The organism is Streptomyces sp. NBRC 110611, from assembly GCF_001590865.1.
GTDB lineage: Bacteria > Actinomycetota > Actinomycetes > Streptomycetales > Streptomycetaceae > Streptomyces.
In genome coordinates this window covers 182,708-203,849 of sequence record NZ_BBUY01000011.1, presented here as the reverse complement: position 1 = coordinate 203,849, position 21,142 = coordinate 182,708, and the positions used below count along the sequence as shown (strand labels likewise).

1 protein-coding gene is annotated in these 21,142 nt (G+C 75.6%); it reads right to left on the bottom strand.

Annotated elements, in window-relative coordinates; translation table 11 throughout:
* Positions 1-20,903: type I polyketide synthase (locus tag AZE13_RS22720; RefSeq protein ID WP_066934984.1), on the bottom strand; the 20,903-nt coding region annotated here is incomplete at its 3' end.
* Positions 20,904-21,142 lie beyond the last annotated feature (239 nt).

The window sequence follows — 21,142 nt, the reverse complement described above, 5'->3', positions numbered from 1 at the left end:
TCGGTCTCCCGGGTGACGCCGCGGGCGAGTTCCCGTACGCCGTCTCCGTCGGCCGCGAGGACCGTGCGGTGGGCGAACACCGCCCTGCCGGTGGCGAGGGAGTGGCCCACGTCGACCGGTGACGGGCCGGTCAGCGCCGAGACCCGCTCGATCTGTGCCGCCAGTGCGGCCTCGGAGGTGCCCGACACCGGCCAGGGCACGAGGCCCGGGACCGTGGTGGGCTCCGGTGCCGCGGGCTCCTCGGCGTCCGGCGCCTGCTCGATGATGACGTGGGCGTTGGTGCCGCTGACGCCGAAGGCGGAGACGCCGGCCCGCCGGGCGTGCCCGGTCTCGGGCCACTCCTGCTGCTCGGTGACGAGCGAGACCGTGCCGTCCGTCCAGTCGACGTGCGCGGACGGGGAGTCGATGTGCAGGGTCTTGGGCAGGACGCCGTGGCGCATCGCCAGGAGGACCTTGATGGTGCCGGCGACGCCGGCCGCGGCCTGGGTGTGCCCCAGGTTCGACTTGACGGCGCCGAGCAGCAGCGGGCGGTCCTTCGGCCGGTCCGGTCCGTAGGCGGCGATGAGGGCGTGTGCCTCGATGGGGTCGCCGAGGGTGGTGCCGGTGCCGTGGGCCTCGACGGCATCGACGTCGGCGGGGGTGAGTCCGGCGTCGGCGAGGGCCTGGCGGATGGCGCGCTGCTGGGCCCGTCCGCTGGGCGCGGTCAGCCCGTTGGAGGCACCGTCCTGGTTGACGGCGGTGCCGCGCACGATGCCCCAGACATCGTGGCCGTTGCGGCGGGCGTCGGAGAGCCGTTCCAGGACGAGGATGCCCACGCCCTCGGACCAGCTGGTGCCGTCGGCCGCGTCGGCGAACGGCTTGCACCGCCCGTCGGGTGCCAGCCCGCCCTGGACGGTGAACTCGGTGAAGGAGTCGGGGCTGGACATCACCGAGACGCCGCCGGCCAGGGCGAGGGTGCACTCGCCGCTGCGCAGAGCGCCCGCGGCCATGTGCAGGGCGACCAGGGCGGAGGAGCAGGCGGTGTCGACGGTGACGGCCGGGCCCTCCAGGCCGTAGGCGTAGGAGAGGCGGCCGGACAGGACGCTGGCGGTGTTGCCGGTGGCGACGTGGCCGCGCACGTCGGCGGTGCCGGTGCCCCGGCGCAGGAGCGTGGCGTAGTCCTGGCCGTTGGTGCCGACGAACACGCCGGTGCGGCTGCCGCGCAGGGTGGTCGGGTCGATTCCGGCGCGCTCGAACGCCTCCCAGGAGGTCTCCAGCAGCAGCCGCTGCTGGGGGTCCATGGCCAGGGCCTCGCGCGGCGAGATGCCGAAGAAGGCGGCGTCGAAGAGGCCGACGCCGTCCAGGAATCCGCCTTCGAGGGTGGCGGAGGCGCCCTGGGCGAGCGCGTCGAGGTCCCAGCCGCGGTCCGCGGGGAATCCGCTGATCGCGTCCTCGCCGTGGCTCAGCAGCCGCCAGAGGTCCTCGGGGGACCGTACGCCGCCGGGGAAGCGGCAGTTCAGGCCGACGATGGCGATGGGGTCGTCGTCCGCCGCCCGGCCGGCGGGGGCCGGGGTGCCGGGGTCGGGCAGGGTGCCGCCCAGGAGTTCGGCGAGCAGGAAGTCGGCGAGTGCGGTCGGCGTCGGGTAGTCGTAGACGAGGGTCGCGGGCAGTGCCAGGCCGGTGGCGGCGGTGAGGGTGTTGCGCAGTTCGACGGTGGTCAGCGAGTCGAAGCCGAGGTCGCTGAAGGCGCGTTCGGCGCCGATGTCCGAGGTGCCGGAGTGTCCGAGGACCGCGGCGACCTGGGTACGTACCAGGTCCAGGACGAAGCGCGGGCGCGCGGCCTGGGAGAGCCCGGCGAGCTGCCGGCGCAGGGCCGGTTCCCGCAGCGCGGCTTCCGGTGTCCCGGCGGGCGCCGTGGCCCGGTGCAGTTCGGGCAGGTCGCCGACGAGGGGGCTGGGGCGCAGCGCGGTGAACACGTCCGCGTAGCGCTGCCAGTCGATGTCCGCGACGGTCAGTGTCGTGGCACTGTGCTCGATCGCGCGCCGCAGGGCGGTGAGGGCGAGTCGCGGCGCCATGGGGGTGAAGCCGCCGCGGCGGACGCGTTCCTGGATGCCGGTGCCGTCGGCCGCCATGCCGTTCTCGGCCCAGGGTCCCCAGGCCAGCGAGGTCGCGGGCAGGCCGTGGGCGCGGCGGTGTTCGGCGAAGGCGTCGAGGAAGGCGTTGGCGGCGGCGTAGTTGCCCTGGCCGGGCGCGCCGAGGGTGCCGGCGACGGAGGAGAAGAGCACGAAGGCGCTCAGGTCCCGGTCGCGGGTGGCCTCGTGCAGGTGGAGCGTGGCGGTGACCTTGGCGCGCAGGACGGCGGTGAACTGCTCGGGGGTGAGCGTGTCCAGGGTGCCGTCGTCCACGGTGCCGGCGGTGTGGAACACCGCGGTGAGCGGGTGCTCGTCGGGGACCGAGGCCAGTACGGCGGTGAGCGCCTCGCGGTCGGCGGTGTCGCACGCCGCGAGGGTGACCTCGGCCCCCAGGGACCGGAGCTGTGCGGCCAGGTCGCCGGCGCCGGGGGCGTCGGCGCCGCGGCGGCTGACCAGCAGCAGGTGCGGGGTGCCCGCCTCGGCCAGCCATCGGGCGACGTGGCCGCCGAGGGCGCCGGTGCCGCCGGTGACGAGCACGGTGCCGGTGGGTCGGTACGTGCCCGCGTCGGGGGCCGGTGCGGCTCGGTGGTGTGCCAGGCGGCGGGCGAAGGCCGCGGTGGTGCGCAGCGCGAGCTGGTCCTCGCCGCCGCTGTCGGCGAGGGCGGTGGCCAGGCGGCGCAGGGTGGTGCCGTCGGGCTCGTCGGGGAGGTCGATGAGGCCGCCCCAGCGCCGCGGGTGCTCCAGTGCGGCCACTCTGCCCAGGCCCCAGACGGCGGCCTGGGCGGGGCGGGCCGGGTGTTCGGCGCGGTCCACGGCCACGGCGGTGCGGGTGACGCACCACAGCGGGGCCTCGATGCCCGCGTCGCCCAGGGCCTGCAGGGCGGTCGCCGTCAGCAGCAGCCCGGCGGCCGTGGCGTCAGCGGTGCCCTCGGCATCCTCGGCGTCTTCGCCGGCCGTCGCCAGCAGCGACAGGACGCCCGCGAACCCGCCGTGTTCGGCGGCCAGTTGGCTCAGCCGCCCGGCCAGGTCGTCCCGGCGTTGCGGGGCGGTGACGCGGACGCGTACGGAGTCGGCGCCCAGGGTGCCGGCGACCGGGTCGAGCCAGGCCCGCTCGCCGTCGGCCGGTTCGAGCACCAGCCAGGTCCCGGCCGGGTGCCCGGCGGCATCCGTGCCGGTCAGGCGCTTCCAGGTGGTCCGGTAGCGCCAGCCGTCGGCGGTGGAGTGCTCCCGGCTCCTGCGCCGCCAGGAGGAGAGGGCGGGTACGACGGCGGTGAGGGTGTCGTCGTCCAGGTCCAGCGAGGAGCCCAGGGACGCGAGGTCCGCGCGCTCCACCGCCGACCAGAACTCCGCGTCCGCCGCGTCGGCGGGGTGCGCGGGCGCGGCGGCCTCGGCGGTCGCCTCGGGCCAGTAGCGCTCACGCTGGAAGGGGTAGGTGGGCAGGTCGGTCCGGCGGGCACCGGTGCCGGCGAACACCGCGTCCCAGTCGATCCGCGCGCCGTGGAGGTGGAGCCGGGCCAGCGCCGTGGTCAGTGCCGGGGCCTCGGGCCGGTCCCGGCGCAGTGCCGGAACGGCGGTGGCGTGGGCCCGCTCGGCGGCGCCCTCGCGTACCGCGCCGCTGAGCACGGCGTCCGGTCCGAGCTCGAAGAAGGTGGTCACGCCGTGCTCGGTGAGGTGCCGTACGGCGTCGGCGAAGCGGACGGTGCCGCGGACCTGACGGGTCCAGTACTGCGCCGAGCGCAGTTCCTCGTCCGTGGCCAACTCGCCGGTCAGGGTGGACACCAGCGGCAGCGACGGCCGGTGGAAGGTGACACCTTCGGCGGCGCGCGCGAAGTCGTCCAGCATCGCGTCCATATGCGGCGAGTGGAAGGCGTGGCTGACCCGCAGCCGCTTGGTGCGGCGGCCGAGGCCGTGGAAGCGGTCCGCCACGGCGAGTACCGCGTCCTCGTCGCCCGCGACGACCAGGGACGCCGGGGTGTTGACGGCGGCGACGGACAGGCGCCCCTCGTACTCCGGGAGGAGGGGCAGCACCTCGTCCTCGGTGGCCTCGACGGAGGCCATGGCGCCGCCGGCGGGCAGGGCCGCCATCAGCCGGCCGCGGGCGGCGACCAGGGTGCAGGCGTCCTCCAGGGAGAGGACTCCGGCGGCGTGCGCGGCGGCGAACTCACCGATGGAGTGGCCCGCGACGTAGTCGGGGCGCAGGCCCCAGGACTCGACGAGGCGGAACAGGGCCACTTCGAGGGCGAAGAGGGCGGGCTGGGTGTACCCGGTGTCGTCCAGCAGCGCGGCCTCGGGGGTGCCGGGGCCGGCGAAGAGGATCTCCCGCAGCGGACGGTCCAGTTCGAGGTCGAAGCGGGCCAGTACGGCGTCCAGGGCCTGGGCGTAGACCGGGTGGCGGTCGTAGAGCTCGCGTCCCATTCCGGGGCGCTGGCTGCCCTGGCCGGTGAAGAGGAACGCCAGCCGGCCGTGGTCCGGGCGGCCGGTGAGCAGTCCGCCGTCGGGGGCCGCGTCGCGCAGCGCGGTGAGGGCGCGGGTGAGAGTGTCGGGGTCGTCGGTGACGACGGCCGCGCGGTGCTCCAGGGCGGCCCGGGAGGTGGCGAGCGAGAACGCCAGGTCGGTCAGCGGGAGCCGGGGGTGGCGGGCGAGGTGGGTCAGGAGCCGCCCGGCCTGTGCGCGCAGGGCCGCTTCGGTGTGTCCGGACAGGGTCAGGGGGACAGGGGCCGGAGCGGGGTCGGCCGGGCCGGCCGGAGCGGGGTCGGTGGCTTCCTCGGGCCGGTCCTCCGGGGCCTGTTCGAGGAGGGTGTGGACGTTGGTGCCGCTGAGCCCGAAGGAGGAGACGCCCGCGCGGCGCGGGTGTCCGGTGCTCGGCCAGGGCAGCGGCTCGGTGAGCAGGCGGATGGTGCCGGAGCTCCAGTCGACGTGCGAGGAGGGCCGGTCGATGTGCAGGCTCTGCGGCACGGTGCCGTGGCGCATGGCCATGACCATCTTGATGACGCTGGCGACGCCGGATGCCATCTGGGTGTGGCCGATGTTGGACTTGACGGAGCCCAGCAGCAGCGGCTGCTCGGGGTCGCGGCCCTGGCCGTAGGTGGCGAGGAGGGCCTGGGCCTCGATGGGGTCGCCGAGCGCGGTGCCGGTGCCGTGTCCGTCGATGACGTCGATGCTGTCGGGGTCCACCGTGGCGTTGGCCAGGGCCTGGCGGATGACGCGCTGCTGGGACGGGCCGTTGGGCGCGGTCAGGCCGTTGGAGGCGCCGTCCTGGTTCACGGCGGATCCCCGGATGACGGCCAGGACCTGGTGCCCGTTGCGGCGGGCGTCGGAGAGCCGCTCGATGAGGAGCAGACCGACGCCTTCCGCCAGGCTCATGCCGTCGGCCTGGTCGGAGTACGCCTTGCAGCGGCCGTCGGCCGCCATCGCGCGCTGCCGGCTGAAGCCGATGAATGCGCCGGGCGTGGACATGATGCTGACGCCGCCCGCGAGGGCCAGCGAGCTCTCGCCGTTGCGCAGTGACTGGCAGGCCAGGTGCAGGGCGACCAGGGAGGAGGAGCAGGCGGTGTCGAGGGAGACGGCCGGGCCCTCGAAGCCGTAGGTGTAGGAGAGCCGGCCGGACAGGACGCTGGAGATGGTGCCGGTGATCAGGTGTCCCTCGGCGCCTTCCGGGCGCGCGCCGGCCGCTCCGTAGTCCTGGTAACTGGCGCCGATGAACGTGCCGGTGCTGCTGCCGCGCAGGGTGGCGGGGTCGATCCCGGCACGTTCCATCGCCTCCCAGGAGGTCTCCAGCAGCAGCCGCTGCTGGGGGTCCATGGCCAGGGCCTCGCGCGGCGAGATGCCGAAGAAGGAGGCGTCGAAGTCGGCGGCGTCGTGGAGGAAGCCGCCCCGGGTCGCGTAGGTGTGTCCGGCCCGGTCGGGGTCGGGGTCGTAGAGGCCCTCGGCGTCCCAGCCGCGGTCGGCGGGGAACTCGCCGGTGGCGTCGCCGCCCTCGGCGACCAGATGCCACAGGTCCTCCGGGGAGCCGATGCCACCGGGGTAGCGGCAGCTCATGCCGATGATCGCGATGGGCTCGTCGGCGGCAGCGGCGGTGCTCGTGGTCGCGGTCGTGGCGGTGGTGCCGGTGGCGGCCCCGGTGAGGGACTCGCGCAGGAAGGCGACGAGTGCGAGCGGGTTGGGGTGGTCGAAGACCATGGTGCTCGGCAGAGCGAGCCCGGTCACGGCGGCGATCCGGTTGCGCAGGTCGACGGCGGTCAGCGAGTCGAAACCGACGTCACGGAAGGCGCGTTGTCCGGAGAGCACGTCGGGTGAGGCGTGGCCGAGTGCGGTGGCCGCCTCACTGCGGACGAGATCCAGCAGGATCCGGTCCTGCTCGGCGGCGGCCAGCCCGAGGAGCCGGGTGGCGAACTCGCTGCCGGGCTCCGCGGCGTGGGTGGTGTGCTCCTCGATCCGCTGGACTTCGGGCAGGTCCTCGAAGAGCCGGGTGGGCCGCGCGGCGGTGAAGACGGGGTGGTAGCGCTCCCAGTCCACGTCGGCGACGGCCAGCAGCGTCTCGTCGTCGTCGAGGGCCTGGCGCAGGCCGGTGAGGGCCAGTTGGGGGTCCATGAAGACCAGTCCGCTGCGGCGGATCTGGCCGGGGTCGACGCGGCCGAGCTTGAGGTCGTCGGCCCAGATGCCCCAGGAGACGGCGGTGGCCCGGGCGCCGCGGGCGCGGCGGTGTTCGGCCAGGGCGTTGAGGTAGGCGTTGCCGGCGACGTAGGCGGCGTGGGCACCGCTGCCCCACATGCCGGCGGTGGAGGAGTACAGGACGAAGGCGTCGAGGTCGTCGCCGAGGAGTTCGTCCAGGTGCCGGGCGCCGGTGACCTTGGCGTCCAGGACCTTCGCGAAGTCGTCGGGGGTCGTCTCGTCCAGCGTCGCCAGCTCGATCGTGACGGCGGTGTGCACGACGGTGCGTACGGTGCGGCCCTCGGCCTCGAGCGCGGCGAGCATCCGGGCGACCGCGTCGCGGTCGGTCAGGTCGCAGGCGACGACACTGGTCTCGCAGCCCAACTCGGCGAGTTCCCGGACGAGTTCCTCCGATCCGGGGGCCGCCGGGCCGCGGCGGCTGGTGAGCACGAGGTGCTCCGCGCCCTGCCGGGCGAGCCATCGGGCCAGGTGCGGGGCGAGCGTGCCGGTGCCGCCGGTGACGAGGGTGGTGCCCCTCGGCGTCCAGGGGCGGGCCGGGGCGGGGTCCGCGGGGGCGGCGCGTACGACGCGGCGGGCGAGGACGCCCGAGGCGCGGACGGCGAGCTGGTCCTCGCCGGTACGGCCGGTCAGGACGGCGGCCAGGCGCTCACCGGCCCGCCGGTCCAGCTCCTCGGGCAGGTCGACCAGGCCGCCCCAGCGCTGCGGGTGTTCGAGTGCGGCCGTCCAGCCGAGGCCGAGGATCTGGGCCTGGGCGGGGCGGGTGAGCCGGTCCGCGCGGCCGGTGGAGACGGCGCTCTGGGTCAGGCACCACAGGGGCGCGTCGATTCCGGCGTCGCCGAGTGCCTGGACGAGCGCGAGGGTCAGGGCCACCGCGCGGCTGAGTGCCGGGTGGTGCGGGCTCGGCTCCTCGGCCGCGGCCAGTAGGGACACCACGCCCGCGAGGTCGGCGGAACCGTCGAGGTCCGCCAGGCGCGCGGCCAGCGTCGCGCGGTCCAGGCAGGCGTCGTCCAGGACGAGGGTGCGGGTGCCGGCGCCGTGCGCGGTGAGGGCGCCGGCGATGTCCTCGGCGGCGGTGCCTTCGGTGGCGGTGCCTTCCGCGGTGACGACGAGCCAGGTGCCGGTCAGGGCCGCCGTGGGCAGGGCGGTCAGCGGCTTCCATGTGGCGCGGTAGCGCCAGGAGTCCACGGCCGCCCGGTCGCGGCGGCGCCTGCGCCAGTCGGAGAGCGCCGGCAGGACGGGCTCCAGGGCGGCGCGGTCCAGGCGCAGGCTGGAGGCGAGGGAGTCGACGTCCTCCTCGTCCACGGCCGTCCAGAACTCCGCGTCGGCGGGGTCGGCTTCGGGCCGGTTCCCGGACCGGTCGGGGATCGCCCAGAGCTGCTCGCGCTGGAAGGCGTACGTGGGCAGCGGCACCCGGCGGGCGCCGGTGCCGGCGAAGACGCCGGCCCAGTCGGCGTCCGCGCCCCGGACGAAGGCCTCGGCGAGGGAGGTCAGGAAGCGGTCGGCGCCGCCGGCGTCGCGCCGCAGCGTGCCGAGCACCGCGGCCGCACCACCGGCTTCCTCGGCGGTCGCCTGGATGCCCACGGCGAGTACCGGGTGGGAGCTGACCTCGATGAAGAAGTGGTGGTCCTGGGCGAGGAGTTCACGGACGGCGGGCTCGAAGCGGACGGTCTGCCGCAGGTTGGCGTACCAGTAGTCGGCGTCCATACCGGTGGTGTCCAGCCAGTCGCCGGTCACCGTCGAGAAGAAGGGCACCTGCGCGGGGCGCGGGCGCACCGGTGCCAGGATGCTGTGCAGCTCGTCCCGCAGCAGCTCGACCTGGGCGGAGTGCGAGGCGTAGTCCACCGCGATCCGCCGGGCGCGGATGTCCTCGCCGGTCAGCTCGGCCTGGAGGGCGTCCAGCGGCGCGGTGGCGCCGGAGACGACGATGGACCGGGGGCCGTTGACGGCGGCGACCGACAGGGCGTGGTACCCGGCCCCGGCGAGGCGCTGTTCGACGTCGGCGGCGGGCAGCGGGACCGACAGCATGCCGCCGGATCCGGCCAGCCCGCGGGCGATGGCCTGGCTGCGCAGCGCGACGACGCGGGCCGCGTCCTCCAGGGAGAGCGCCCCGGCGACGGCGGCCGCGGCGATCTCGCCCTGCGAGTGGCCGACCACCGCGTCGGGGGTGATGCCGTGGGAGCTCCACAGCGCGGCCAGGGAGACCATGACGGCGAAGGAGGCGGGCTGGACGACGTCGACGCGGTCCAGCGTCGGCGCGCCTTCGGCCTGGCGCAGCACGTCGGTCAGGGACCAGTCGACGAACTCCGAGAGGGCGGCGGCGCATTCGGCCAGGCGCTCGGCGAAGACCGGGGACTCCTCCAGGAGCCGTGCTCCCATGCCGGCCCACTGGGAGCCCTGGCCGGGGAAGACGAAGACGGTCCTGCCATCGGTGTCGGCCGTGCCCTGGACCACGCCGGGTGCGGAGCCGCCGGCGGCGAGGGCGTCGAGGGCCGCGCGCCGGGTCCGGTCGTCGGTGCCGACGACGACGGCTCGGTGGTCGAAGAGCGTGCGCGAGGCCACCAGGCTGTGGCCGATGTCCAGTGCGCCGGGCGGCTGCTCGCCGTCGAGGCGGGCAGCCAGGTTCGCGGCCTGGGCGTGCAGGGCTCCCGGGGTACGGGCGGACAGCACCCACGGGACGGCGCCACCGGCCGGGGGCACCGCCTGCGCGGGGGCCGTCTCGCGCGGGCCGGGGGCCTCTTCGAGGATGGTGTGGGCGTTGGTCCCGCTGATGCCGAAGGAGGAGACCGCGCAGCGGCGCGGGCGCCCGCCCTCGGGCCAGTCGGCGGGTTCACTCAGCAGGGCGACGGTGCCGGGGGTCCAGTCGATGTGGCGGGAGGGGGTGTCCGCGTGCAGGGTGCGCGGCAGCTCTCCCTGGCGCAGGGCCATGACCATCTTGATGACGCCGGCGACGCCGGCCGCCGACTGGGTGTGGCCGATGTTGGACTTGACGGAGCCCAGCAGCAGCGGCTGCTCGGGGTCGCGGCCCTGGCCGTAGGTGGCGAGGAGGGCCTGGGCCTCGATGGGGTCGCCGAGGGCGGTGCCGGTGCCGTGGGCCTCGACGGCGTCGATGTCCGCGGCGGCCAGCCCCGAGTTGGCCAGGGCCTGGCGGATGACGCGCTGCTGGGAGGGGCCGTTGGGGGCGGACAGGCCGTTGGAGGCGCCGTCCTGGTTGATGGCCGAACCGCGGACCACGGCGAGGATCTCGTGGCCGTTGCGGCGGGCGTCCGAGAGGCGTTCCAGGACGAGGATGCCGACGCCTTCGGCGAGGGTCATACCGTCGGCGCCGTCGGAGAACGCCTTGCAGCGGCCGTCGCCGGCCAGGGCCCGCTGCCGGCTGAAGGCGACGAACGAGTCGGGGCTGGTCATCACGGTCGCGCCGCCGGCCAGGGCCAGCGAGCTCTCGCCGTTGCGCAGCGACTGGCAGGCCAGGTGCAGGGCGACCAGGGACGAGGAACAGGCGGTGTCGACGGTGACCGCCGGTCCTTCGAGGCCGAAGAGGTAGGCCAGCCGCCCGGACAGGACGCTGGGGCTGGTGCCGGTCACCAGGTGGCCCGCGGAGCTGTCGCCCACGCCGAACCCGTACTCCTGGTAGGTGGAGCCGATGAAGGTGCCGGTGGCGGTGCCGTGGACTGTGGTGGGGTCGATTCCGGCGTACTCGAACGCCTCCCAGGTGGTCTCGAGCAGCAGCCGCTGCTGGGGGTCCATCGACAGCGCCTCGCGCGGCGAGATGCCGAAGAACGAGGCGTCGAACTCGCCCGCGTCGTGCAGGAAGCCGCCCTGACTGGAGTACGTCGTGCCGGCATGGTCGGGGTCGGGGTGGTGCAGGCCGGTGTCCCAGCCGCGGTTGACGGGGAAGTCGGTGATCGCGTCGACGCCTTCGCTGACCAGCTCCCAGAACTGCTGCGGGGAGCGGACGCCGCCGGGGAAACGGCAGCTCATCCCGACGATGGCGATGGGCTCGTCGAAGCCGCCCGATGACGGGACGGCCGCGGCGGCGGGAGCGGCCTGGGCACCGTCGGCACCCAGGAGTTCCTCGCGCAGATGGCGGGCGAGGACGGCGGGGGTCGGGTAGTCGAAGACGAGGGTGGCGGGCAGCGCCAGGCCGGTGAGGGCGGCCAGCCGCTTGCGCAGTTCCACCGCGGTCAGCGAGTCGAAGCCGGCGTCGCGGAAGGCCCGCCGCTCCGGGACGGCGTCCGCGGAGTCGTGGCCGAGGGCGAGGGCCGCCTCGGCCCGCACCAGGTCGGCCAGCAGCCGCTGCTGCTCGTCCTCGTCCAGGCCCCGCAGGCGCGCGGCGAATTCGGGCGCGGCGGCCGCGCCGTCGGTGGGTGCGAGGGCCTGGACCTCGGTCAGTTCGTCGAACAGGACGCTGGGGCGGGCGGAGGTGAAGACGGGGTGGTAGCGCTCCCAGTCGATGTCGGCGACGGTGACCGTGACCTCGTCGTGGACGAGTGCCCGCCGCAGTTCGGCCAGGGCGGTCGCGGGCGCGAGGAAGCGCAGTCCGCGCTTGTGGAGCTGGTCGGTGACGGCCTCGTGGGTGGCCATGCCCGCCTCGGCCCACGGGCCCCAGGCCACCGACGTCGCGGGCAGGCCGCGGGCCCGCCGGTGCTCGGCGAGGGCGTCGAGGTAGGCGTTGGCGGCGCCGTAGGCGCTCTGGCCGGCGCTGCCCCACACTCCGGCGATGGAGGAGATGAGGACGAAGAAGTCGAGGTCGTGGCCGTCCAGGAGGGCGTCGAGGTGGGCCGCGCCGAGCAGCTTGGCGGCCATCGCCCCGGCGGCGTCGTCCAGGGAGGTTTCGGCGAGGGGGGCTTGCTGGCCGACGCCGGCCGCGTGCACGACGCCGGTCAGCGGGTGCTCCGGGGGCACGGAGGCCAGGAGTGCGGCGAGCGCGCCACGGTCGGCGGTGTCGCAGGCGGCGAGGGTGACCTCGGCTCCCAACGCTTCGAGTTCCGCGGCCAGTTCAGCGGCGCCGGGGGCCTCGGGGCCGCGGCGGCTGGTGAGGAGGAGGTGGCCGGCGCCGCTGCGGGCGAGCCAGCGGGCGGTCTCGGCGCCGAGCGCTCCGGTGCCGCCGGTGATGAGCACGGTGCCGTGCGCGGTGAACGCGTCGGCCGGGGGCAGTTCGGCCTGTGGGTGGCGCACCAGGCGCCGGCCGTACGCTCCGGTGGCGCGGAGGGCGATCTGGTCCTCGCCGCCCTGTGCGGCCAGCGCGCTGACGAGGTGCTGGGTGGCGGGGGCGTCGAGGGTGGCCGGCAGGTCGATCAGGCCGCGCCACAGCTGCGGGTGCTCCAGGGCGGCGACGCGGCCCAGCCCCCAGACCGCCGCCTGGAGGGGGTTGGTGAGCGGGTCGGCCGGGCCGGTGGTGACCGCGCCGCGGGTCAGGGTCCACAGCGGGGCGTCGAGCGGGGCGTCGGTGAGCGCCTGGGTCAGCACGAGGCTGAGCGCGAGCCCGGCCGGCGGTTCGGCGCCGGGCTGGTGGCCGGGCCGGTCGGCGAGCGGGAGCAGGGACAGGATTCCGGAGAAGGCGTGTCCCTGCGCGCGTACGGCGTCGAGCCGGGCGGCGAGTTCGGTGCGTTCGTGGCAGGCGGCGTCCAGGACGAGGGTCTCGAACTGGGCGCCATGGCCGCGCAGTGCGTGCCGGATCTCGTCGCTGTCGATGCCGTCGGCGGTGACGAGCAGCCAGCTGCCGTCGAGTACGGGCGCGGCGGCCGCCGGCACGGGACGCCAGGTGACGCGGTAGCGGGTGGAGTCCAGCAGCGCCTTCTCGTGCCGGTGCTGGCGCCAGGACGACAGCGCGGGCAGCAGCGCGTACAGGGAGGCGTGCTGTTCGTCGCGCAGCCCTAGGAGAGCGGCCAGCTCGGCGGTGTCGCCGCGTTCGACGGCGCCCCACAGCTCGGCGTCGGCGGGGTCGGCGGTGGCCTGCGCGCGGCGGACCGGGTCCGGCTCGGGCCAGTAGCGCTCGTGCTGGAAGGCGTAGGTGGGCAGGTCGACGGTGCGTGCTCCGGTGCCGGCGAGGTACCCGGGCCAGTCGACGGCCGTACCGCGTACGTGCAGGCGGGCCAGCGCGGTGGCCGCGCAGCGCTCCTCGCCGCGCCCGGCGCGCAGCAGCGGGACGATCTGCGCGTCCGCCTCGTCGCCGAGGGCTTCCTCGGCGGCGGCCGACAGTACGCTGTCGGGGCCGAGTTCGAGGAAGGTGCCGGCGCCGCAGTCGTGGGCGGCGCGCAGGGTGTCGGCGAAGCGGACGGCGCCGCGGGCGTGCGCGACCCAGTAGTCGGCGGAGCGCAGCTCGTCGTCGGTGGCGGGCCGTCCGGTCAGGCCGGAGATGACGGTCACGTCCGGTGCGTGGTAGGTGAGTTCGGCGGCGACCTCGCGCAGCCCGTCGAGCGCGGGCTCCATGAGCGGCGAGTGGAAGGCGTGGCTGACCGTCAGGCGCTTGGTCTTGCGGCCCTGGGCGGCGAAGTGGGCGGCGATCTCCTCGGCGGCGGCCAGGTCTCCGGCGACCACGACGCTGCGGGGGCCGTTGACGGCGGCGAGGGAGACCTCGTGCGCGCGCCCGGCGAGCAGCGGCGCGGTCTCGTCCTCGCCGGCCTGAACGGAGATCATCGCGCCGCCGGCGGGCAGCGCCTGCATCAGCCGTCCCCGCGCGGTCACCAGGCGGGCCGCGTCGGACAGCGAGAGGACGCCCGCGACATGCGCGGCGGTGATCTCGCCGATGGAGTGGCCGAGCAGCACATCGGGGCGGATGCCCCAGGTGCCGAGCAGCCGGTGGAGCGCGACCCCGACGGCGAACAGCGCGGGCTGGGTCCACTCGGTGCGGTCCAGCAGCGCCGCTTCGGGGCTGCCCTCCGGGGCGAGCAGGACGTCCTTGAGGGGACGGTCGAGGTGCGGGTCGAGGGCGGCGGTCACCTCGTCGAGGGCCTGGGCGAACGCGGGGAAGCGGGCGGCTAGTTCACGGCCGGCGCCGGGGCGCTGGCTGCCCTGTCCGGAGAACACCACGGCCAGTTTGCCCGCGCCGCCGACCTCGCCCTCGGTGAGCGCCGGGCCCGGCCGGTCGGCGGCCAGGTCGGCCAGCGCGCGCAGCAGTTCGTCGCGGTCGCCGGTGACGACGGCGCGCTGGTCGAAGGCCGAGCGGGTGGTGGCGAGGGAGAGCGCGACGTCGGCCGGGTCGAGGGCGGGGTGCTCGTCGAGGAAGGACCGCAGGCGGGCGGCCTGGTCCCGCAGCGCCGCCCGGCTCCTGCCCGACAGGGTCCAGGGCACGACGGCCGGGGTGAGCGTCGCCGGTGTGCGCTGCTCGGGGGCGGCCGGCGGCTCCTCGACGATGAGGTGGGCGTTGGTGCCGCTGAAGCCGAAGGAGGAGATGGCGGCGCGGCGCGGGTGGCCGGCCTGCGGCCAGGGCGTCTCCTCGGTGAGCAGGCGCACCGCCCCGGTGTCCCACTCCACATGCGAGGACGGCTCGTCGGCGTGCAGGGTGCGGGGCAGCACGCCGTGGCGCATGGCCATGACCATCTTGATGACGCCGGCGACGCCGGCCGCGGCCTGGGTGTGGCCGATGTTGGACTTGACGGAGCCGAGCAGCAGCGGGCTGTCCGGGTCGCGGTCCTGGCCGTAGGCGGCGAGCAGGGCCTGGGCCTCGATGGGGTCGCCGAGGGTGGTGCCGGTGCCGTGCCCCTCCACCGCGTCGATGTCGGTGGCGGACAGGCCGGCCGCGGACAGCGCCTGCCGGATCACCCGCTGCTGGGAGGGGCCGTTGGGAGCGGTCAGGCCGTTGGAGGCACCGTCCTGGTTGACGGCGGAGCCGCGTACCACGGCCAGGACCCGGTGGCCGTTGCGGCGGGCGTCGGAGAGGCGTTCCAGGACGAGCACGCCGACGCCCTCGGACCAGCCGACGCCGTCGGCGCCGTCGGCGAACGCCTTGCACCGGCCGTCCGGGGACAGGCCGCGCTGCCGGGAGAACTCGATGAGGGCACCCGGCGTCGACATGACGGTGACCCCGCCGGCCAGCGCGAGCGAGCACTCCCCCGCGCGCAGTGCCTGCATCGCCCAGTGCATGGCGACCAGCGACGACGAGCACGCGGTGTCGACGGTGACGGCGGGGCCTTCGAGCCCGAGGGTGTAGGAGATGCGCCCGGAGGCGACGCTCGGGGCGGTGCCGCTGCCCTGGTGGCCCTCGAACTGCCCGCCGGCGAGCACCGTGGCGTAGTCGTTGTACATCACCCCCGCGAACACGCCGGTCTGGCTGCCGCGCAGGGACACCGGGTCGATGCCCGCACGCTCGACGGCCTCCCACGACGCTTCCAGGAGCAGCCGCTGCTGGGAGTCGGTGGCCAGGGCCTCGCGGGGGCTCATGCCGAAGAACGCGGGGTCGAAGTCGGCGGCGGTGTGCAGGAATCCGCCGAAGCGGGAGTACGAGGTGCCGGTGCGGTCCGGGTCCGGGTCGTAGAGCGCGTCCAGGTCCCAGCCCCGGTCGGTGGGCAGGCCGGAGATGGCGTCGGTGCCCTCGCTGACCAGCCGCCACAGGTCCTCGGGCGAGGCGACGCCGCCCGGGTAGCGGCAGCTCATGCCGATGATGACGATGGGGTCGTCGTGGGTGGCGGTACCGGCGGTGCGGGGGGCGGCACCGGCCGCGGCGGCGGCTTCGGAGCCCATGAGCCCGGCGAGGAGGTGCGCGGCGAGGGCGTCGACGGTCGGGTAGTCGAAGATGACCGTCGCGGCGGTGCGCAGGCCGGTGGCCGCGCTGAGCCGGTTGCGCAGTTCCACGGCGGTCAGCGAGTCGAAGCCCAGCTCCCGCAGCGGGCGCCGCGGGTCGATGTCGGCGGTGCCGGCGTGGCCGAGTACGGCGGCCACCTGGCCGGCCACGAGGTCGAGCACGACCTCACGGCGGTCGGGCTCCGCCAGCCGGGACAGCTGCTGTACGAGGGTGGTGGCGGCCTCCGGGCCCGAGACCACCGTGCGGCGGGCCGGGGTGCGGATCAGGCCGCGCCACAGCGGCGGTACCGCACCCTGGAGACCTTGCGGGCCCTGGACGCGCAGGACGGACAGGTCGAGCCGGGTCGGCAGCAGGACGGCGGCGTCCGTGGCGGTGGCCGCGTCGAAGAGGGCGATGCCCTGTTCCTCGGTGAGCGCGGGCGTGCCCATACGGGCCAGGCGGTCGAGGTCCTCGTCCGTCAGGCCGCCGGTCATGCCTGCGGTGGGCGCCCACGGTCCCCAGGCCAGGGAGAGCCCCGGCAGGCCCTGGGCGCGGCGCAGTTGGGCGAGTGCGTCGAGGAAGGCGTTGGCGGCGGCGTAGTTGCCCTGGCCCGCCGCGCCCACGGTGCCGGAGAGGGAGGAGAAGACGACGAAGGCGGCCAGGTCCAGGTCCCGGGTGGCCTCGTGGAGGTGCCATGCGGCGTCGGCCTTGGGCCTCAGTACCGCGCTGGTCCGCTCGGGGGTGAGCGACTCGATCAATCCGTCGTCGAGGGTGCCGGCGCTGTGCACGACGGCGGTGACGGGGTGCTCGGCGGGTACTCCGGCCAGCAGCCGGTGCACGGCCTCGCGGTCGGCCAGGTCGCATGCCGTGAGGGCCACCCGCGCGCCGTGCCCGGTCAGTTCGGCCACGAGTTCCCTGGCCCCGTCGGCGTCGGCGCCGCGGCGGCTGGTGAGCAGCAGGTGCCGTACGCCGCGCTCGGTGACCAGGTGCCGGGCCAGGACGCGGCCCAGGCCACCGGTGGCCCCGGTGAGCACCACGGTGCCCTCGGGGTCCCACTCCGCGGTGGCCTGCGGCGCCTGGGCGCGGGCGAGCCGCGCGGTGAGCACGGCGGTACCGCGGACGGCGGTCTGCGGCTCGTCCGGGGACAGCGCCAGAGCCCGCGACAGCGGCTCGGCGGCGGGCTCGGCGGTGTCGGGGTCGAGGTCCAGCAGCCCGAAGCGGCCGGGGTGTTCGCTCTGCGCGGCCCGCACCAGGCCCCAGACGGCGGCGGCCACCGGGTCCGGCGCCTGCCGGGCGTCGGTGGCGACCGCGCCACGGGTGACGAAGACCAGCCGGGACGCGGCGTGCCGCTCGGCCCGCTCGTCCGCCAGCCAGGTCCGCAGGAGCTCCAGGACGTGCGCGGTGCGGGCGTGCACGGAGGTGACGACCGCGTCATCGGTGGCACCGGCGGTACCGTCCGCACCCGCGACGGGGACGAGGACCACGTCCGGGACGTGGCCGTCGTCCGGGCCGGGCAGCGCCGTGACGGCCGTGACGGCGAGGTCCGGTACCGCGAGGGCCCGCTCCAGGCCGAAGAGGTCCGGGCCGAGGACGGCGGCCGAGGCGGGAGCCGCCGGGACGGTCTGGCGCGGCTCGGTCCAGCGCAGCTCGAACAGGGCGTCCCGGACGAGGGAGTCGGCGGTGCCGATCCGCCCGTCGGGCACGGTGCGCAGGACCAGCGAGCCGATGGAGGCGACGGGGGCGCCGGCGGTGTCGGCGACCTCGATGGCCACCGCGTCGTCGCCGGCCGGAGTCAGCTGCACGCGGACCGTCGTCGCCCCGTTCGCGTGCACGGTCACGTCCTGCCACGAGAAGGGCAGGCCGCCGCGGGCGTGTTCGCCCAGGCCGGTGAAGGCCGCGGCGTGCAACGCGGCATCCAGCAGGGCCGGGTGGAGCGCGAACGCCGCGGACGACTCGGCGGACGCGGCGTCGGAGCCGTCCGTCTGCGGCAGGGCCACCTCGGCGTAGACGTCGTCGCCGCTGCGCCAGGCGGCGCGCAGGCCCTGGAACAGGGGGCCGTATCCGAAGCCGGTGTCGGCCATGCGGTCGTAGAAGCCGTCCAGGTCCAGCGGACGCGCGCCGGCGGGGGGCCAGGCGGTGACGTCGAAGCCGGCCGGGGGGTGCTCGCCGGCGACGAGGGTGCCGGCGGCGTGCTGGGTCCAGGGGAGCTCCTCCGGCCCGTCGGGGCGGGAGTGGACGCTCACGGCGCGGCGGCCCGACTCGTCGGGGCTGCCCACCCACACCTGTACCTGGACGCCGCCCTCTTCGGGCAGCACCAGCGGGGCGGCCAGGGTGAGTTCCTCGACGCGGCCGCAGCCGGCCTCGTCCCCGGCACGCACGGCCAGCTCCAGGAAGGCGGTGCCCGGCAGCAGCACCGTGCCGCGCACGGCGTGGTCGGCGAGCCAGGGGTGGGTGCGCCGCGACAGCCGGCCGGTGAGCAGCAGGCCGTCGGAGTTGGCGACCGACACGGCCGCCGCCAGCAGCGGGTGGTGTGCCGCGCCCAGGCCGGCGGCGCGCACGTCACCGCCCGTCGCGGGAACGCCCTTGGGCCAGTAGCGGCGGCGCTGGAAGGCGTAGGTGGGCAGGTCGGTGCGCCGGGCGCCGGTGCCCTCGAAGTAGGCCTCCCACTGGACCGCCACGCCTCGGGTGTGCAGACCCGCCACCGCGGCGGTGAGCGTCTCGGCTTCGGGGCGGCCCGGCCGCAGCAGGGCGAGCGTGGCGGCAGCGACATCGGCCGGGCCGTCGGCGGAACCGGGTGCACCGTCGGCGGGGCCGGCCGCGTCCAGGCAGGTCTGGGCCATGGCGGACAGGACGCCGTCGGGGCCCAGTTCCAGGTAGGTGGCGACGCCGTGGCCGTCGAGCCAGGCGACGGTGTCGGCGAACCGTACGGCGTGGCGGGCGTGGTCCGCCCAGTAGTCGGGCGAGGTCAGCTGCTCCACCGTGGCGAGGGTGCCGGTCAGGCCGGAGACGACCGGGATCACGGGGGCCTGCGGGGTGAGCCGGGAGACGGCCGAGCGGAACTCCTCCACCATGGGTTCCATGAGCGGGGAGTGGAACGCGTGCGAGACGCGCAGCCGCTTGGTCTTGCGGCCCAGCGCGGCGAAGTGCTCGGCGACGGCGGTGACATCGTCGGCCCGGCCGGCGACCACGACGGCGGCGGGTCCATTGACCGCGGCGACCGAGACCCGGTCCGGCCGGTCCTCCAGGAGGGGCCGGACCTCCGCCTCGGTGGCTTCCAGGGAGACCATGGCGCCGCCTTCGGGCAGCGCCTGCATGAGGCGGCCGCGGGCGAGCACCAGGGCCGCGGCGTCGGCCACGGTGAAGACACCGGCCACATGCGCGGCGGCGATCTCACCGATGGAGTGCCCGGCGAGGAAGTCCGGCTTGATGCCGAAGGACTCGGCGAGGCGGTACAGCGCCACCTCGATCGCGAAGAGCGCGGGCTGGGCGTAGCCGGTCTCGTCGAGCAGGGCGGCCTCGGGCGTGCCCTCGGCGGCGAACAGCACGTCCTTCAGGGGCCGTTCGAGTCCCTGGTCGAGGTGGGTGAGGACCTCGTCGAGGGCGGCTGCGAAGACGGGGAAGCGGGCGGCCAGTTCACGCCCCATACCCGGCCGCTGGGAGCCCTGTCCGGCGAAGAGGAACGCGAGCTTGGACCGCGTCCGGGCGGTGTCCTGCACCAGGCCCGGCGCCGGCGCGCCGTCGGCGAGCGCGGTGAGGGCGGCGCGGGCCCGGTCCAGGCCGTCCGCGGTGAACGCAGCGCGGTGTTCCAGGCCGGAGCGGGCGGTGGCCAGGGAGTAGGCCACGTCCAGGGGGGTGGGACCGGGGCGGGACGTGAGGTGGTCGAGCAGCCGCGCCGCCTGGGCGCGCAGCGCCTCGCGGGTGCGGCCGGAGACCAGCCACGGGACGGCGCCCGCCGCCACGGTCTCGGCGGCGGCCGGCCGTACGGTGGCCTCCTGGTCTCCCCGGCCTGCCTGGTCTCCCTGGTCTCCCTGGCCGGCTTCGGGGGACGGGCCGGCCGGGGCCTCCTCCAGGATCGTGTGCGCGTTGGTGCCGCTGAGCCCGAACGAGGAGACACCGGCCCGGCGCGGCTGTTCGCCCCGCGGCCACGGGACCTGCTCGGTGAGCAGGCGCACCGCCCCCTGCTCCCAGTCGACGTGCGAGGACGGCGCGTCCACATGGAGCGTGCGCGGGAGCAGGCCGTGCCGCAGGGCCAGCACCATCTTGATCACACCGGCCAGGCCGGCCGCCGCCTGGGTGTGGCCCAGGTTCGACTTGACAGAGCCCAGCAGCAGCGGGCGGTCGGCGTCGCGGCCCTGGCCGTAGGTCGCCAGCAGCGCCTGGGCCTCGACCGGGTCGCCGAGGGTGGTGCCGGTGCCGTGCGCCTCGACGACGTCGACCTCGTCGGCCGAGAGCCGCGCGCTCACCAGCGCCTGCTCGATCACCCGTCGCTGCGAGGGGCCGTTGGGCGCGGTCAGCCCGTTGGACGCACCGTCCTGGTTGACGGCGGAGCCCCGGACGACGGCCAGGATCTGGTGTCCGTTGCGCTGGGCCTCCGAGAGGCGTTCCAGGACCAGGACGCCCACGCCCTCGGCCCAGCCGGTGCCGTCCGCCGTGTCGGCGAAGGAACGGCAGCGCCCGTCGGCGGAGAGCCCGCCCTGGCGGCTGAACTCCACGAAGGTGGTGGGGCTGGACATCACGGTGACGCCGGCGGCCAGCGCCAAAGAGCACTCGCCCTGGCGCAGCGAGTGGGCGGCCAGGTGCAGGGCCACGAGGGACGACGAGCAGGCAGTGTCGACGGTGACGGCCGGGCCCACGGACCCGAAGAAGTACGCGAGCCGGCCCGAGATGACGCTGGTGGTGGTGCCCGTCAGGGCAAAGCCCTGGACGTCGTCGTCCGGGCCCACCCGGTACTCCTGGGGCATCGCCCCGACGAACATGCCTGTCCGGGAGCCCCGGACCGCCGCCGGGTCGATACCGGCCCGCTCGAAGGCCTCCCAGGAGGACTCCAGCAGCAGTCGCTGCTGCGGGTCCATGGCGAGTGCCTCACGGGGGGATATCCCGAAGAAGGAGGCGTCGAACTCGGCCGCGTCGTGCAGGAATCCGCCGGAGAACTGCCCCGCGTCCTCGGCCGGCAGCTCCCAGCCGCGGTCATCGGGGGCCGCCGTGATGCCGTCCCCGTCGGCGACGAGCAGGGACCAGAGCTCCTCGGGGCTGCTCACGCCTCCGGGAAAGCGGCAGCTCATGCCCACGATCGCGATCGGCTCGCGGGCCGCCGCCTCCAGCTCGCCCACCCGCTGCCGGGAGCGCCGCAGATCGGCGCTCGCCCGCTTCAGGTAGTCGCGGAGTTTCTGTTCCTGGTCCATGTTCGCCACTTCAACCCAACCCATCTCAAGACCGGCGGACAGCAGAGGATTTCGATGTGGGCATCCGGCACTGGGGACGGTTGTTCCACAGCGACTGACGTTTCTGCGTGCCCGGCACGAGGCAGCTCGACTTCCCGCACGCCACACGTCCAGTCTCGGCGGGGATTGCCATGGAATTCCCTAGAGTCGGCCGGACACCGGGGCCGGCCCGCACACCAGGGCGCCGGGGCGCCGCGGAT